Consider the following 17,148-nt stretch of genomic DNA (forward strand, 5'->3'; position numbering starts at 1 on the left):
CCCGGTAACCCATTCTGAAGCACCCGGTAAGCCGGGATAAACCACCTCCCCCAAAAACAAAATAAGAACTCTGAAAATTCTTCTTGCCTAATCCATTCCCCGCGCTTATAATTCAATTTAACGAAAGCGCTTTCGATAAGAGGAGATTCACATGACGACTATTTATGATGTTGCCAGGAAAGCTGGCGTATCCAGCACAACTGTATCAAAAGCACTGAATAATTATCCGGATGTCAGCGAAAAAACAAAGAATGCGATATTAACAGTGGCAGCGGAAATGGGGTATTTGCCTAACTCGCATGCTCAATCGCTTTCTACGAAGAAGAGCTGGTCAATCGGGGTCATGTTTACAGAGGATAATGAAGTCGGGATGAAGCATCCTTTCTTTAACGCGGTCATTGAGAGTTTTCGGAAGCATGCAGAGAATGAAGGATATGATCTGATTTTTCCTTCCAGGAATCTCCGCAACCGGAACACCAGCTATCTGGAGCATTTTCAGTACCGGGGTGTAGATGGCATTATCATTATTTGTTCTGATCAAAACGACCCTCTGGTGCTCGAAATTCTGGACAGTCCGATTCCAATTGTGGTCATCGATATGAATAAAGTGAACAGCAGTGTGATCCATTCTGATAATGTCACTGGCGGAGAAAACGCGGTGGATTATCTTTTGAAGCTTGGTCATACGAAGATTGCGCATATTGCCGGGTCATCGTCTACTTTTTCGGGGAAAGCAAGAATTCAGGGATATCGGAATGCGATGAACAACGCAAACCTTCCGATTCCTGATGGATATTTGATAGACGGCGGCATGTTTTCCATTCAGGAGGGCCGTGCGGGGATGGAGAAGCTGCTGGAGCTGCAGGACCAGCCGACTGCGGTGTTTGTTGCGGGTGATCAGATGGCCATTGGGGCTATGGAAGCGATTAAAGAGAAAGGCCTCGCTGTTCCTGGGGATATTTCCATTATCGGGTTCGATGATATCGAGATGGCGATGTATGTGTCGCCCAAACTGACAACCATTAAACAGGATACGGATGCAATTGGAAAACAGGCAGCCCTGCTGCTCGTAAGCCAGATGATTCATAAAAAGAAATCCATCCGCACCGAAATGATTCCCGTTCAATTGATTGAACGAGAGTCGTGCAAAGAACTGACTTAATTTTTTTACCGGTTTTCGAAACCGCTTTCGTTCAGGTTTATGAAACCGCCTTCAAATTCAGCTATTTTTTTGATGCAAATCGAAACCGCTTTCGGGCATTGAGGTATGAAACTTGATTAAGCTGTAACTTCTCTTTGAAGCTTGCGGGGCTTACACAGAATGATAAGAAAAGGGGCTATTAAGATGAGGAAAACAGGAAGTATTTTGCTATCACTGGTTTTATTAATTGGGATTCTCGCCGGCTGTTCGGGCGCGAATAGCGCGAACGGATCAAAAGACGGAAAAGATATTGATTTACGGGTTTGGTCCTTTACGGATGAATTGAAAAAACCGATTACAAAATTTGAAGAAAAGAACGGCATTAAGGTAGAGCTGACGATTGTACCGATCGCAGATTATCCGACAAAGCTGAAGCCGGTTCTTGAGAGCGGCGTGGGAGCGCCTGATGTATTTACGGGTGAGCTTGCTTTTATCAAGCAGTGGGTTGATGCGGGCTACTGGGAGGATCTGTCCAAAGCTCCTTACAACGTGGAAGAGCTGGCAGACCAATATACTCCATATGTATTCGATATGGGAAAAGATAAAGACGGCAACGTAAGAGCACTCTCATGGCAGACTACTCCGGGAGGCGTGTACTATAAGCGCAGCATGGCAAAAGAAGTGCTTGGAACGGATGATCCGGCAGAGGTCGGAGAAATGATGTCCACTATGGATGGTGTGTTTGAGACAGCGGAAAAAATGAAAGCGAAGGGCTACCGCATGTTCCCGGATGAAGGAGCGATCCGCTGGTTTGCACAAGGGGAATCTCCTGAACCGTGGGTAAACGACAAGAAAGAGCTGCAGCTTTCTGATAGAAAAATTGAGTTTATGGATTATGCAAAAGAATTGAAAGAAAATGGCTATACCGCCAATGCAGCAGAGTGGTCTCCGTCTTGGTTTGAGTCCATGGATAAAGCTGTAAACGTGAAAGAAGGCGGCAAATCAGTGGAGACGAAAGTCTTCTCCTATGTTCTTCCTACGTGGGGATTACATAGTGTCCTGAAAACGAATGTGAAAAAATCCTCTGGCGACTGGGCTGTAACGAGCGGGCCAAGCCCGTATTTCTGGGGCGGTTCATGGCTTGGCGTATACAGCAAGTCCAAAAATAAGGAGCTTGCGTACGATTTCGTTAAAATGATGACTCAGGATAAAGAATTCCTTAGTGAATGGGCGAAAGAAACTGGCGATGTCCTGTCTTACCTTCCGGTTACAGAGGAAATCAAAGGTGATTTTAAAGACGAGTTCCTTGGCGGACAGAATAACTATCAATTCTTCCTGGAGCAGTCCGAAAGCATTAAGCCGGGAATCGTCACGAAATATGACCAGCAGCTTGATACCCTTTACGGAAACGCCGTTAAGCAGTATACAGACGGCAAGAAGTCAAAGGATGACGCTATCAAAGAGTTTTATATGAAAGCAAAGAATGCGTATCCGGATCTGACTGTACCAAGCAATTAATGACCTTTGGGCGGCATAACGGCGTTATGCCGCCTGCTATTTGAAAGAGAGGGAGAAAGGTGAAAAATTTAAATCGGTATGGGTACTTTTTTATCGCACCGTTTTGGCTCGTCTTCTTAGTATTCAGTATCTATCCTGTAGCATTAACCTTCTATTACAGCTTTACAAGCTATACCGGAAGCGGTACGGCGGAGGTTATCGGATTTACGAACTACATCCGTCTTTTTACAGACACGTTCTTTGTACAGGCCTTTTTCAATACATTGAAGATTTGGGGGATCAATTTTGCCTTGCAGATGGGTCTCGCTTTGATTCTGGCCGCGATTTTTTCTGACATGAGATTGAAAATGAAGGGCCAGTCGTTTTTCAGGGCAATTTTTTACCTTCCGAATCTGATAACCGTCAGTTCAGTAGCCTTGCTGTTTGGTATTTTGCTTGATTGGCAGCACGGTTCCCTAAATATCGTTCTTATGAATCTTGGAATCATTTCCGATCCAATCAACTGGCTGAATGAACCGGCAACAGCTCAGATATCGGTTTCTCTCATCTTGACGTGGATGTGGTTCGGCCATTCCTTTATCGTCATCATGGCAGGGATTTCCGGCATCTCCAAGGATTATTTCGAAGCAGCCCTGATTGATGGAGCCAATCGCTGGCAAACGCTCACCAGCATTACTCTCCCTCTTTTAAAGCCCATTCTGCTTTATATCATGATTACGTCCCTGATCGGAGGCCTGCAATTATTTGACCTCCCGATGCTGATTACAGACGGAATCGGTTCTCCTGATGGATCCCTGAACACTATGGTTCTGTATTTGTATAATCAGGCCTTTAAGTACAACAATTATGGCTATGCATCCGCAGTGGCCTATGGATTGTTCTTGATCACCGTCATTTTTTCTGCCGTCGTCTTTAAATCGATGTATGGCAGTGAGAAAAAACAAGCAAAGCAGGTGCAGCCATGATATCCAGGCCTGAAACGAACCAGACTCTTCATACAGAACGCACAACGAAGCCGGTTGTGATGGAGCCGAAAAAGGGGAAAGACCGCATCATCAAAGTCATTCTCTATACAGGCATGACCGCGCTGGCCATTGCCTGCTTCATTCCTTTCCTGATGATGCTCATCAACGCAACCCGTTCGAATGAGGCCATCCTGACAGGATTTACGCTTGTTCCCGGTACTTCTTTAGCCGAAAACTATCAGACGATGATGGATTATGTGAATGTATGGACCGGTTTTAAAAACAGTCTGTTCATCTCCGTTCTTGTCACATTGCTGACCGGCTATTTTTCCGCCCTGACCGCTTATGGATTTGCTTTTTACCAATTTAAAGGAAAAAATTTTCTGTTCGTATTTATGCTTGTGATGATGATGGTTCCGGGTCAGCTCGGTCTGATCGGATTCTATGAATTATCGAAAACGCTGGGAATTTTGGATACGTATATTCCCCTGATTGTACCTGCCGTCGCGAGTCCGTTCGTCGTGTTCTTCTTGCGGCAGTATATTTTAACGACGCTGCATCCGAGTCTAATTGAGGCCGCAAGAATCGACGGAGCGAGTGAGATTAAAATTTTCCATATTGTCGCGCTTCCAATCATGATGCCGGCAATTGCGACCATGTCCATTTTTACCTTCATCGGCTCCTGGAATAACTATATTATGCCGCTTGTCCTGATTTTCTCGCCGGAAAAATATACGCTGCCTGTTTTGATGGGCTTTTTGAAAGGCTCCCAAGTCGCTCAAAATCTCGGTTCCATGTATTTGGGGATCGCCATTTCCGTTGTCCCGATCATGATCGCGTTTCTTTTCTTATCTAAATACATCATTAACAGCATCTCGGCTGGAGCCATTAAAGAATAAAGGAGTGGAATGAAGTGAATTTTTCTAAAGATTTTATTTTCGGCACCGCAACCTCATCCTATCAGATAGAAGGAGCCCACCAGGAAGGCGGACGCACCCCTTCCATTTGGGATGCATTCTGCTCGGAGCCCGGAAAGGTTTATGAGCAGCATAACGGAGATATCGCATGCGATCATTACCACCGCTATGAAGAAGACATTCAGATCATTAAAGATTTAGGGGTAGACTCCTACCGTTTCTCCATTGCCTGGCCGCGGATTTTTCCAAGAAAGGGAGAATTCAACCGGGAGGGGATGGAATTTTACAAAAACCTTGCCACGCGCTTGCGGGAAGAAGGCATTAAGCCCGCCATTACCATTTATCATTGGGACCTGCCGCTTTGGGCTCATGAAGAAGGCGGCTGGGTGAACCGCGAGTCCGTCCAGTGGTATCTCGATTTCGCAGAGGTTTGCTTTAGAGAGCTTGATTATTTAGCCGATTCCTGGATTACGCATAATGAGCCTTGGTGTGCAGGGTTCCTTGGCTATCATCAAGGGGTCCATGCTCCGGGCCATACGAACCTGGAGGAAGCGGTCAAAGCCGTCCATCACATGCTCCTCTCTCATGGAGAAGCCGTAAACATGCTGAAAAATACGTTCTCGTCTTCAACGGCGATCGGGATTACACTTAACCTTTCCCCTGTCTATGCGAAAACCGATTCAGTAAACGATCAGCTGGCCGCCAACAACTCTGACGGTTACTCCAACCGCTGGTTCCTGGACCCTATTTTCAAAGGCCATTACCCAGCCGATATGATGAATTTGTTTTCTAAATATGTCCATTCCTATGACTTTATTAAGCCGGGAGATTTAGAAACGATTTCCACAGCCTGCGATTTCTTCGGCATTAATTACTATAGCCGCGGCATCGTTGAATTCAGTGCTGCCAATGATTTTATGACCAGAGGTGCGTATTCCTCCTATGATAAAACCGGAATGGGCTGGGACATTGCTCCTGTTGAGTTCAAGGATTTAATCATCCGTCTCCGCCGGGAATATACGGATTTGCCAATCTTTATTACCGAAAACGGAGCTGCCTATGACGATGAGGTGGTTAATGGACGAGTTCACGATTCGCTTCGGACAGCGTATATCGAAAAGCATCTTCAGGCCGTATCGGACTTAAACCTTCTTGGGATGAACATACAAGGCTATTATTTATGGTCGCTTCTCGACAACTTTGAATGGAGCTTCGGCTACGATAAGCGCTTCGGCATGATCTATGTCGATTTTGATACACAGGAACGCATTTGGAAGGACAGCGCCTATCGTTATGCGGAAATCATTAAGCAGAGGGAGCCTTCCTTGCAGATTGGTTCCTGAAAGAAGCCCGTAGAGGCACTCCGAACGCGAATCTGGATTGGATGAACTTTCAAAAGACAGGAGAAAAGGGTATGACCACAACGAGCAAAACGATTAAACTCATTCAGACAGCAAAACACTCGAACGACCGATTAACAGTGAAAGAGCCGGTTTCCTTCGGCTCTCCGCTGTTTTCAAATCCTATTTATGTGGAGTTGAACCCGGCTCAGACGTTTCAAACCTTCCTGGGCTTCGGCGGTGCTTTTACGGAAGCGGCAGCCCATACCCTTTCTCTGATCAGTCCGGAAAAAAGAACCCGGGTGATCGCCGATTATTTTAACCCTGAAGAGGGGCTCGGATACCGGTTCGGCCGCACACATATTAACAGCTGCGATTTCTCGCTTGGGAACTATACGTATGTTCCGGACCAGGCCGATACATTAGACCATTTTTCCATAGAAAGAGAACGGGAGCTTGTGCTTCCATTAATCAAAGATGCCGTGAAGGCTGCGGGACAAAGCCTGAAAATTGTTTCCTCCCCCTGGAGTCCGCCCGCCTGGTATAAAAGCAACGGAGAAATGAACAACGGGGGCAGGCTGCTTCCCGAATACAGACAGCTCTGGGCGGACTATTACATACGCTATATAGAAGAGATGGAAAAAGAGGGCATCCCGATCTGGGGCATCACCATTCAAAATGAACCCGAAGCCAGCCAGGTATGGGATTCCTGTCTGTACACTGGAGAAGAAGAAAGAGATTTTATCAAACATTATTTGGGACCTGCCTTGAAGAAAAACGGATTGGACGATCTTAACGTCATCATCTGGGATCACAACCGCGACCGTATTTATGAGCGGGCCAAAGCGGTCCTAAGCGACCCTGAAGCTGCCCAATACGTTTGGGGGACAGGCGTTCACTGGTATGTATCAGAGGAATTTGAAAACCTGGCCAAGGTTCATGAGCAATTCCCGGACAAACACCTCATCTTTACCGAGGGCTGCATCGAAGGCGGAGTAAAACCTGGTGCGTGGCACACCGGTGAACGGTATGGCCGGAACATCATCGGTGATCTAAACAACCACCTCGAGGCCTGGATTGACTGGAACCTGGTTTTAAACGAACAGGGCGGGCCTAACCATGTCGGGAATTATTGTGATGCCCCCGTCATTGCGGATACAGTCAGCGATGAGATTCATGTGAACAGCTCCTATTATTACATCGGGCATTTCAGTAAATATATAAAGCCCGGCGCAAAGCGGATTGGCTGTTCGGTTTCGAATAACGCCCTGCTCGCAACAGCCTTCCAAAATCCAAACGGAGAAATCGCCGTCATTGTCATGAACCCTTCTGATGCAGAGCAGGAAGTCTGTCTGCAGCTCGAGGACAGGACAGCAGCGTCTATGCTCCCTCCGCATTCGATTTCTACATTGATCTACTGAAGCTTTAGACCCCGCCTTGAGCGGGGTTTTTTTATGGGGATGAAGGATGTCGAAGGGGGCGTAGCGGAGCTTGTCGAAAAGTCGATATGCTGCAATTTCGGCCGATATATCGGAATAATAGCCTATATATTCCAATTTAGGCCGATATATTGGAATTTCAGCCGATATATTGAAATCTCGGCCGATATCCTGGTTTTCGCCTCTCTGGTACACATCTGCACCCTAGGAAAACGGCCTAAAAGATGCCTCGCTGATCAAGTCCGTGCTCGCCCACTGCATAATTGGTGAAAAAACATTCACAACTAGTGTAAAATAAATACAAATACTACGCAGATAGGAATTGCTGTTCATGGTTTACACTTTCCCCTTCCTCCTCGCTTTCGTTTCAGTCTTTGCCATTGTTTTTATCATCCATTACATCTCTCAAACCTATTTACTGAAAAAGAAAGAATTCAAGACAAGCAGGAGTTCAATCTTGATTCTACTCGTCCAAAGTGCAGCAATTACGGCATTGCTTTATATCTTTTAATGCGTCGCGTGCCTGGCCCGCTTCGCTTTAAAGCATGCGGGGTCAGAGGAGCTTTTGGCTGATCCCTTGCTGCATAAGGCGTCACTGAGAGCGGTGCCGGAGCTTTCATCCTTTAGCGAATGTGGGGTCAGGCGCGGTGCCTGGCCCGTTTCCCTTAGAGACCGGCCTCGGCAAAACCAGACTGCTCTATGGCTGCAGGCTTTGGTGCTGAAGCACTGAAGCGCGTGGTACGGCCATACCACAGTTTCTCCCTTTCTATATTTGGGTATTTGTTCCATATAAAGAAATAGGAGGGATTTTATGGTCATCAAATTTAAGCGGCCTGACTATATCACTGCTGCCGGAATCCTATATATAGCTTTAGGCGGCGCATTGCTGATCGCGTTGATCTCAATTGTATTTAAATTTGAATTTAGAAACGTATCGTTAATGGATTTGCTGTCCTCTACTATGAGCTTGACATTTGCTTTGCCGATTCTTTTTCTATGGATAGGGTATTTTTATCTTACAATCGGAAAAAAAACCTTCATTGAAGTGACTGACGCCTCTTTGTTTATCCAACAGTTTTTCCTGGTTCCTAAAAAGAAGGTCCCGCTTGACGAAATTAGCGATTACCGGAAGACAGAAAAAAAACTGATTCTCCTGCTGAAGGGGGAAAAGGAGCTGGATATCCGTCTGGTATGGCTTAAAATGAGGGATTTGGAGCGTTTAGAGGAACGGCTAAATTCCATTGTGAGCGGGTGAACAGTGGAGGAATCATAATGACAGATCGGAAAAAACAGATGAAGAATCACTATCAAAATGCACTCGCTTCCGTTGGAGAAATCGTGAATGAGTGGGATCCGGCGGATTTGCTTGCGATGGATTGCCCGGCGGATGAATACGAAGCTGAAATTCTGAGAATCACAGCGGCTGGAGTGAGAGCGGAAACTGCCGGGGCACTGGCTGAGACCATCCGCCTCATTTTGTTCTCTTCTTTTGGCGATGAGTTCAAAAAAACGGCGGATTGTAAAGAGATTGCGGCTAACATTCTGTTTCGAATTCAGGAATAAAAAAAGGCTGCACCTGTAAAAGATGCAGCCTTCACGCCCCTGGAGCGTCGTCAAATCTCCGTTCCAGATTGACGAACTTATTGTATTCCTTCACGAATGCCAGCGAGACGGTGCCTACCGGGCCGTTACGCTGTTTAGCGATGATAATTTCAATGATATTCTTGTTTTCGGATTCTTTGTCGTAGTAATCGTCACGGTAAAGGAACGCGACAATGTCGGCATCCTGCTCAATACTTCCGGATTCACGGATGTCAGACATCATCGGACGTTTGTCCTGACGCTGCTCCACTCCACGGGAGAGCTGTGAAAGGGCGATGACGGGCACCTTGAGCTCACGGGCGAGGGATTTCAGTGTCCTTGAGATTTCAGAAACTTCCTGCTGGCGGTTGTCCTTGCTTCGGCCGCTTCCCTGGATCAGCTGCAGGTAATCGATCAGGATCATGCCGAGGCCGGTCTCCTGCTTGAGACGGCGGCATTTGGAGCGGATTTCGCTGACGCGGATACCCGGGGTGTCGTCGATATAAATACCGGCGTTGGAAAGGCTCCCCATGGCCATGGTTAGCTTCCCCCAGTCTTCGCTCGTCAGGTTCCCGGTTCGTAAGTTTTGCGCGTTGATGTTGCCTTCTGCACAGAGCATCCTCATGACGAGCTGGTCGGCTCCCATCTCGAGGCTGAAAATCGCGACATTTTCATCCGTTTTCGTCGCGACGTTTTGAGCGATGTTCAGGGCGAATGCGGTTTTTCCTACAGATGGCCGGGCAGCCACTATGATCAGGTCATTTCGCTGGAATCCCGCTGTCATCCGGTCGAGCTCTGAGAACCCTGTCGGTATGCCAGTGATGTCCCCTTTGCGGTTATGCAGAAGTTCAATATTGTCATACGTTTGAACGAGTACGTCTTTGATGCTTTGGAAGGAGCCTGCGTTTTTGCGCTGGGCCACTTCCATGATGCTTTTTTCGGCATCTGTCAGGAGATCAGCAACCTCGTCTTCACGCGTATAGCCGTCCTGGGCAATCGTGCTTGCTGTCCGGATCAGCCTTCTTAAAATCGATTTTTCTTCTACAATTCTCGCATAATATTCTACATTTGCCGCTGTCGGTACTGAATTTGCAAGGTCTGTTAAGTAGGAGACCCCGCCAATTTCCTCCAGCAGATTCACATCTGCGAGGTCAGAGGTCACGGTAACGAGATCCACAGGCTCACCCTTGTCGGCGAGCTCGAGCATCGCGTTGTAAATTTTCTGGTGCGCAGCCCGGTAAAAATCTTCAGGAATTAAAATCTCTGAAGCCATGGTAAGGGCTTGCGGTTCAAGAAAAATGGCTCCGAGTACAGCTTGTTCAGCATCTATATTCTGCGGCGGAATTCGGTCTTGAAAAAGCTCATTCAAATTCGAGCACCGTCCTTTTATTATTCCTCTTCTGCCGGGAGTTCCCGGCATCCTTCATCTATTATATAAGAAAAAGGTGACAGAAGCTGTAACAGATTTTTCTCTGGTCAGCTCTATCACCTCTTCCGCAGCTTTCATCCTTGACATGCCTTCCTTTTTTAAGCTTTCGCAGGATGAACTTTCCAAGCTTATTCTTCGGTTACGTGCACTTTCAGTGTGGCAGTAACGTCAGTGTGAAGCTTTACCGGCACATTTGTATAGCCGAGGCCGCGGATCGCATCCGGCAGCTCGATTTTGCGTTTATCTATTTTAATAGAGTGGGTTTTTTTCATCTCATCGGCAATCTGCTTGCTGGTGATGGAACCAAACAGGCGGCCGCCTTCTCCTGATTTTGCTTTCAGCTCAACGGTAAGCGCCTCAAGCGTATTTTTGAGCTCCTGTGCCTGCTCAAGCTCCTGCTCCGCTTCTTTGTTCTCTTTATTTTTCTGGGCATTGAGTGCAGACATAGCTGAATTGCTCGCTTCTACTGCAAGACCCTGTTTGATCAGGAAGTTATGAGCATAGCCGTCAGCTACGTTCTTCACCTCGCCTTTTTTTCCTTTGCCTTTTACATCCTTAAGAAAAATCACCTTCATGATTTCATTCCTCCTTCAAAATAGTCGCCAATTGCCTGTTTTAATCTCTCTTCAGCCTCAGCAGCCGTGATGTCCGGAAGCTGGGTCGCGGCGTTTGTCAAATGACCTCCGCCCTCCAGTGCCTCCATGATCAGCTGCACATTGACATCTCCAAGGGAACGTGCGCTGATTCCTATCGTCCCCTCATTGCGCCGTGCAAGGACAAACGATGCGGATACTCCGCTCATAGATAACAGGGTATCGGCAGCCTGGGCAATAATCACCTGATCAAAATGGCCGTCACCTTCTTCGGCTTTGGAGATGGCGATCCCGTTATCAAGCAGCTCCGTATTCTGAATCAGCTTTGAACGCTTTACGAAGTGCTCAATATCCTCCTTCATGAACTTCTGGACGAGAATGGTATCTGCACCCTTCGATCGAAGGTAGGAAGCAGCATCGAACGTTCTGGATCCGGTTCTGAGTGTGAAGCTTTTTGTGTCCACTATTATACCAGCCAACAGGGCGGTTGCTTCAATCATTTTGAGCTTTAAACGCTTCGGCTGATACTCGAGCAGCTCCGTCACCAGTTCCGCGGTGGAGGACGCATAAGGCTCCATGTAAACAAGCAGCGGATCTTTTATGAATTCCTCGCCGCGCCTGTGGTGGTCAATGACCACTTTGTCATGAACCTTTGAGAGCAGCTTCTCATCGAGGACAAGGGAAGGCTTATGTGTATCCACCACGACTAAAACGGTTTTATCCGATACAAGGTCATAGGCATCTTCAGGATTGATAAAATGCGACCACAGCTCGGAATGGAGCTTGAGCTCCTCAACAAGTCTTTTGACGCTTGAATCAATTTCATTTTGATCAAGCAAAATGTAGGCTTCTTTTCCGTTTACTTCCGCTACCTTCAGCACACCGATGGCTGCTCCGACCGCATCCATATCCGGATATTTATGGCCCATGATTAATACTTTATCGCTTGCTGTCACAATTTCCGTCATCGCATGCGAAATAACACGTGCACGTACACGGGTCCGTTTTTCCATCGGATTGGTCTTTCCGCCGTAGAACTTCACCTTTCCGCTTGGCTGCTTAATGGCTACCTGGTCTCCGCCACGGCCCAATGCAAGATCGAGACTTGACTGGGCCAGGTCTCCGAGCTCCTGAAGCGAGTGGTGGCCTGCCCCAATGCCGACGCTCAATGTGAGAGAGATATTATAGACAGAGGTCCGCTCCCGAACCTCATCCAGCACCGAGAATTTCGTTTTCTCCAATTTTTCAAGAATGTTCTCGTTCATTACGGCAAGAAACCGTTCAGAGGAGACCCGTTTTAAGAACAGCCCCTGGTCATTTCCCCATTTATTGAGGAGAGACGTTACCTCGCTGTTGATGGTGCTTTTTGTCTGGTCATCCATTCCTTGCGTCACTTCATCATAATTATCAAGAAAAATAAGAGCAAGAACGGTCCGTTCATTTTTGTACTGCTTTTCGATTTCCTTTTGCTCCGTTACATCAAAGAAATAAAGGAGACGCTCATCCCGTTTGATGATCACCTTAAATTTCCGGTCATGAAGCGAGATCGTCTCTGAATCAACTTCTTGTTTAATAAGCGGAATCAGGCCTTCAGCTACGTCATACAGGGTTCGTCCGACAAGTGTATCTTCATCAAAGCACGAGGCCAGAAACGGATTGGTCCATTCAATATAATACTGATCGTTGAACAGCATAATTCCAATGGGCATTTCCATTAAAGCCTCTTCCCCGACCTTTTTCAGCCGGTAGGAGAGAGTGGATATGTAATCCTCCATATCCAGCTTCATTTTCGCATCAGCCTGAATGAGAATGACGAGGGTTAAGCCTGTAAGAAGCAAACATGCGAAGGACAGGATCCAGTTATAGTAAAAAAGAAAGGCGAGAGCGATCACCGTTACCGCGAAAAGAGCATAGATCGGGTATCGAAATAATCGTTTTTCATAAAAGCCTGGCATCTGTTTCAGCTCCTCGCAACCGTGATACCGTATCGTTCATTAAGATTTTGGGGTAATTCGTTCCCTCAATCTGAATCCTATGTCAATTATACCTAAGAATTGTACAGGATAAAGCAAAAACGGAAAAAACAGGGAGAATACAACCACTAACACTGGGATCCCTCTGGAAATCTCCTTTACAAAAGCATAATAAAATACGAAAGACAATCCTTGCATAACTAAAAGCAGCAGCAGAATTGTAAAGAGGTTTGTCACAGCCGTCTCCATAAAGGAGCCTTTTTCAAAATCAATAAAGCTCAGGATCATGACCGCAATATAGTACCAGGCAATACTCTGCGGAAGCCTCCAGTCTCTAAAAGGCTTTAGGCGATCTGACTTGAGCTTCAGCCTTCTCAAAATCGGCGAAGCAATCGCATGCAGAATGATAGCTGAAAAAAAACTGACCCCTATTAAAATGCTTGGAAAAATCGTGAACAGCTGATCCATCTGGGTGCGCATCTGAGTGATTTGCTCTTCCTCCGGCTTTTGGCCAGCCATCTCCAGAAAGCCGATTGCCTGATCGACCGATTGCTTCATAATTGTCTCAAATTCCTGCAGCGGGTTAATCTGAAAAAAGAGAATGGACACCATATACCCCGCCAGTATAGAGAGAAGGAACCCGAAGGAGGCTCCGATTACAGCTGCCGCACTTCCTCTTTTTCTATAAAGTGTACCCATGATCAGCCCGATTAAAGCGGCGGGAACCGAGAGGCTTAAGCCCGCGACCGAACCGAGCAGAAAAACAATCGGCACGGAGGCAGCAGCAAGAAGAATGTTGTTTTTAAACTCATGCTTTCCCGCGTATACAATAAGCGGAAGCGGCAGAGCAAGAAGTGTAATGGATCCCAGAAGCGGAACCGTCAGCGTAATAAAGACTAAAACCGTAAATAGAGCGAGCATGATTGCCCCTTCTGTCAGAGCATTCGTCCGTTTCACAAATTCACCTCGTTATTGAAATAGAAAAAACTGCTTAAGGAAGCAGCGATCATTTATGTAGCCATCTTATCAATTATACCATTTTTCATCGAAGTTAGCCCGCAAACCGCCGGAAGGAAGTGGCACGTGCGCTTATAGTGGCCGCATCCTGTGGAAGCTGGCCCCTTATTCCATCAAAAGGGGCCCGGATTTTACTGGAGCTGGCCCGTATCTGATAAATTATGAATGCTCAGAAATAATAAAAGACACTCACAGAGTGAGTGTCTTAGCCGTTCATTATTCGCCAGTAACGTATGGAAGCAATGCCATTTGGCGTGAGCGTTTGATAGCAACAGTTAATTTACGTTGGTATTTAGCGCTTGTACCAGTTACACGACGAGGAAGAATTTTACCACGCTCGGAAACGAATTTTTTAAGCAAATCGATGTCTTTGTAGTCGATGTGCGTAATTCCGTTAGAGGTGAAAAAACAAACTTTGCGGCGCTTTGCACGTCCGCCTCTGCGTCCTCCTGCCATTAGTCATACACTCCTTTCTTTTTTAAATGGGTTTTTCTTTAGAATGGCAAATCATCGTCTGATATATCAATCGGTTGTCCATCATTGGCAAATGGATCATCATCAAAGCTTGTTCGGCCCTGATTGTTAGGGTTCCGCTGCTGATCTGAGCCGCTGTTTGACTTCTGGCCGCCCTGGGGCTGGCCTCCGCCATAAAAGTTATTGCTGCCGCTTCCACCGCCGCTGTTTCCGGATCCGCTTTTCGGCTCCAAAAACTGTACGCTGTCCGCGACAACCTCAGTAACAAACACACGGCGCCCTGTCTGATCCTCGTAGCTGCGAGACTGCAATCTGCCTTCAACGCCAGCCAAGCTGCCTTTATTCAAGAAGTTTGCCACATTTTCTGCCTGACGTCTCCATACGACACAGTTGAGGAAATCTGCTTCTCTCTCACCCTGCTGATTCGTAAACGTACGGTTTACCGCAAGCGTGAAAGTAGCCACAGCGGCCCCGGCCGGTGTGTATCGAAGTTCAGGGTCTTTTGTAAGTCTTCCGACGAGAACGACACGATTGATCATGAAGACCATCCTTTATTTAGAAAGTTTATAATCGGCTGAGATTTATTCTTCTTCTTTGATTACGATATGACGAATGATGTCTTCGCTGATCTTTGCAAGACGGTCGAATTCCTGAACCGCTTCAGCATTAGATGCAACTTTGACAATCTGATAGTAGCCATCGCGGAAATCGTTGATTTCATAAGCAAGGCGGCGTTTGCCCCACTCCTTCGTTTCCTTTAGCTCCGCACCGTTATCTGAAAGAATTCCGCTGAAACGCTCAACTAGAGCTTTCTTCGCATCTTCTTCGATATTGGGACGGACGATGTACATGATTTCATAGTTTGTCATTACTCTACACCTCCTCTTGGTCTAAACGGCCCTCAAGCTATTGAGAGCAAGGAGCAATAATTCAATTACTCACAAGTTAGAATTATACCAAACAGAATGGGTTTTGGCAAGCAGCTTTGGGAGCTTGTGTTTTTTGGCGTCAGTTTGTTTAGCGGGTTGGAGCGGGCGTCAGGGCATAAACAGCTAGTACGGGGCAGGTGGGCTTTGCGGGTTTTCCGAAGGGTTTTACTGTTCTGCCGCCATTCTGGACAGTTTTCGGCCAGTACCGGGGGCTTTCCGGCCGATACGAATCCTTTACCTGGCGAACGAACAGGGTGTTCAAAAGCTGGTGCCGGAGCTGTTATGCTTTAAAGCGGCGGGGGACGGAGACACCACTCCATCAGGCCTTGTACACCAAGGTCTGTGGACCCGGGTGCCGGAGCTTTAGTACGGCAGCGAATGTGGGGACAGGCACGGGGCCAGTCCCCACATGCTTCACCGCAGGCGGGGTCAGAGACCTTTGCCCCTAAACCGTTGCCGCACAAGAGTTTGAAGAGTGGGTGCCGAAGCTTTAGTCCTTTATCAGAGTAGGGGACAGGCGCCCCTAGTTATTTTCCGCCCAATCAGATCAGCCGCGCTTTTCCGTACGAAACGGTCCTAACCGCCTGACAGGTCCTGCAAAAAAGTGCTCAGGACCGATAGCTCCTGAGCACTTATCTTATACGTTAAAACGGAAATGGATGATGTCTCCGTCCTTCACGAGATATTCTTTTCCTTCCAGGCGGACTTTGCCGGCTTCGCGGGCGGCGCCCATGGTTCCTGCTGCAACGAGGTCGTTATAGTGGACGGTTTCGGCACGGATGAAGCCGCGTTCAAAGTCGGTGTGGATGACTCCGGCACATTGAGGGGCCTTCATGCCAAGACGGAAGGTCCAGGCGCGGACTTCCTGAACGCCTGCCGTAAAGTACGTTGCCAGGCCAAGCAGCTGATAAGTTGCGCGGATCAGCTGGTCTAGTCCGGATTCTTCGATGCCCAGCTCTTCAAGGAACATTTCCTTTTCCTCTGCATCTAGCTCAACAATTTCAGATTCGATTTTCGCGCAGACGACGATGACTTCTGCGTTTTCTTCTGCGGCAAACTCTCTTACTTTTTGAACGTAAGGGTTTTTAGAAGAGTCCGCTACTTCATCCTCGGCCACGTTGGCTACGTAAAGGATCGGTTTGCTTGTCAGCAGGTGAAGCTGCTTGACATGCTTCATCTGTTCTTCCGTGAACTCAACGGAACGAGCCGGCTTCCCGTTTTCGAATGCTTCCTTCAGCTTGGAAAGAATTTCATGCTCCGCAACGGCATCTTTGTCCTTTTGCTTTGCGAGCTTTTCTACGCGGGCTGCGCGCTTGTCTACCGATTCAAGATCCGCGAGCACAAGCTCCAGGTTGATGGTTTCAATGTCATCGATCGGATCAACTTTCCCTGATACGTGGGTGATGTTGCCATCCTCGAAGCAGCGGACGACGTGCGTGATTGCGTCCACCTGGCGGATGTGGGAAAGGAATTTGTTGCCGAGCCCTTCGCCTTTGCTTGCGCCTTTGACAATCCCGGCAATATCGGTGAATTCAAAAGCCGTTGGAACGGTTTTTTTCGGCTGGACCAGCTCAGTCAATTTCTGAAGTCGCTCGTCCGGCACTTCGACGATACCGACGTTCGGGTCGATCGTACAGAAAGGGTAGTTCGCAGATTCAGCACCTGCCTGTGTAATTGCATTGAAAAGAGTGGACTTTCCTACGTTTGGAAGTCCGACTATACCTGCAGTTAAAGCCATGTTTCGTTCAGCTCCTCTATGATAAACAAGTGTCCCGGGTGAGACCTTGCTGTGAATAGTCCGTGCTTTTGTAAACCAACCCCAATTATAGAAA

General features: G+C 47.3%; 16 protein-coding genes. 8 read left to right on the forward strand and 8 right to left on the reverse strand.

The window, feature by feature from the left end:
* Positions 1 to 151: 151 nt before the first annotated feature.
* From ACQCV8_RS04260 to ACQCV8_RS04295, 8 genes are all read left to right on the forward strand, one after another.
* Complete coding sequence (locus tag ACQCV8_RS04260) at positions 152 to 1,162, forward strand: LacI family DNA-binding transcriptional regulator (RefSeq protein ID WP_426843296.1); 1,011 nt, start codon at positions 152 to 154, stop codon at positions 1,160 to 1,162.
* A 183-nt stretch (positions 1,163 to 1,345) separates the two neighbouring features.
* Complete coding sequence (locus tag ACQCV8_RS04265) at positions 1,346 to 2,659, forward strand: ABC transporter substrate-binding protein (RefSeq protein WP_426843297.1); 1,314 nt, start codon at positions 1,346 to 1,348, stop codon at positions 2,657 to 2,659.
* A 59-nt stretch (positions 2,660 to 2,718) separates the two neighbouring features.
* The gene (locus ACQCV8_RS04270; RefSeq protein WP_426843298.1) at positions 2,719 to 3,624 is read left to right on the forward strand and encodes a carbohydrate ABC transporter permease; all 906 of its coding nucleotides are present in this window, start codon (positions 2,719 to 2,721) and stop codon (positions 3,622 to 3,624) included.
* Between the two features lie 59 nt (positions 3,625 to 3,683).
* Positions 3,684 to 4,523, forward strand: a complete 840-nt coding sequence (locus ACQCV8_RS04275; protein WP_426843373.1) for a carbohydrate ABC transporter permease — start codon at positions 3,684 to 3,686, stop codon at positions 4,521 to 4,523.
* Positions 4,524 to 4,537: 14 nt separating this feature from the next.
* Positions 4,538 to 5,884, forward strand: a complete 1,347-nt coding sequence (locus ACQCV8_RS04280; protein ID WP_426843299.1) for a GH1 family beta-glucosidase — start codon at positions 4,538 to 4,540, stop codon at positions 5,882 to 5,884.
* Between the two features lie 71 nt (positions 5,885 to 5,955).
* Positions 5,956 to 7,302: a glycoside hydrolase family 30 protein gene (locus ACQCV8_RS04285; RefSeq protein ID WP_426843300.1), complete on the forward strand. Its 1,347-nt coding sequence runs from the start codon at positions 5,956 to 5,958 to the stop codon at positions 7,300 to 7,302.
* An 829-nt stretch (positions 7,303 to 8,131) separates the two neighbouring features.
* Complete coding sequence (locus tag ACQCV8_RS04290; protein WP_426843301.1) at positions 8,132 to 8,575, forward strand: hypothetical protein; 444 nt, start codon at positions 8,132 to 8,134, stop codon at positions 8,573 to 8,575.
* 17 nt (positions 8,576 to 8,592) lie between these two features.
* Positions 8,593 to 8,883, forward strand: a complete 291-nt coding sequence (locus ACQCV8_RS04295; RefSeq protein WP_426843302.1) for a DUF1871 family protein — start codon at positions 8,593 to 8,595, stop codon at positions 8,881 to 8,883.
* Positions 8,884 to 8,914: 31 nt separating this feature from the next.
* On the opposite strand, the gene dnaB is transcribed toward ACQCV8_RS04295, so the two are convergent.
* From dnaB to ychF, 8 genes are all read right to left on the reverse strand, one after another.
* Positions 8,915 to 10,270: a replicative DNA helicase gene (dnaB, locus tag ACQCV8_RS04300; RefSeq protein WP_426843303.1), complete on the reverse strand. Its 1,356-nt coding sequence runs from the start codon at positions 10,268 to 10,270 to the stop codon at positions 8,915 to 8,917.
* Between the two features lie 188 nt (positions 10,271 to 10,458).
* Positions 10,459 to 10,905, reverse strand: a complete 447-nt coding sequence (gene rplI, locus ACQCV8_RS04305; protein WP_426843304.1) for a 50S ribosomal protein L9 — start codon at positions 10,903 to 10,905, stop codon at positions 10,459 to 10,461.
* Complete coding sequence (locus ACQCV8_RS04310; protein WP_426843305.1) at positions 10,902 to 12,878, reverse strand: DHH family phosphoesterase; 1,977 nt, start codon at positions 12,876 to 12,878, stop codon at positions 10,902 to 10,904. Before ACQCV8_RS04310 ends, rplI begins: the two co-directional genes overlap by 4 nt.
* Before the next feature lie 39 nt (positions 12,879 to 12,917).
* A complete protein-coding gene (locus ACQCV8_RS04315) occupies positions 12,918 to 13,853 on the reverse strand; it encodes a YybS family protein (protein WP_426843306.1) in 936 nt (311 codons plus the stop codon).
* A 276-nt stretch (positions 13,854 to 14,129) separates the two neighbouring features.
* The gene (gene rpsR / locus ACQCV8_RS04320; RefSeq protein WP_426843307.1) at positions 14,130 to 14,369 is read right to left on the reverse strand and encodes a 30S ribosomal protein S18; all 240 of its coding nucleotides are present in this window, start codon (positions 14,367 to 14,369) and stop codon (positions 14,130 to 14,132) included.
* Between the two features lie 38 nt (positions 14,370 to 14,407).
* The gene (ssb, locus tag ACQCV8_RS04325) at positions 14,408 to 14,926 is read right to left on the reverse strand and encodes a single-stranded DNA-binding protein (protein ID WP_426843308.1); all 519 of its coding nucleotides are present in this window, start codon (positions 14,924 to 14,926) and stop codon (positions 14,408 to 14,410) included.
* 42 nt (positions 14,927 to 14,968) lie between these two features.
* Positions 14,969 to 15,256 (reverse strand): 30S ribosomal protein S6, encoded by a 288-nt coding sequence (gene rpsF / locus ACQCV8_RS04330; RefSeq protein ID WP_426843309.1) that lies wholly within the window; start codon positions 15,254 to 15,256, stop codon positions 14,969 to 14,971.
* Positions 15,257 to 15,953: 697 nt separating this feature from the next.
* Complete coding sequence (gene ychF, locus ACQCV8_RS04335) at positions 15,954 to 17,054, reverse strand: redox-regulated ATPase YchF (RefSeq protein ID WP_426843310.1); 1,101 nt, start codon at positions 17,052 to 17,054, stop codon at positions 15,954 to 15,956.
* Positions 17,055 to 17,148: the final 94 nt, after the last annotated feature.

The organism is Metabacillus sp. 84 (assembly GCF_050107715.1).
Classification (GTDB): Bacteria; Bacillota; Bacilli; order Bacillales; family Bacillaceae; genus Metabacillus_B.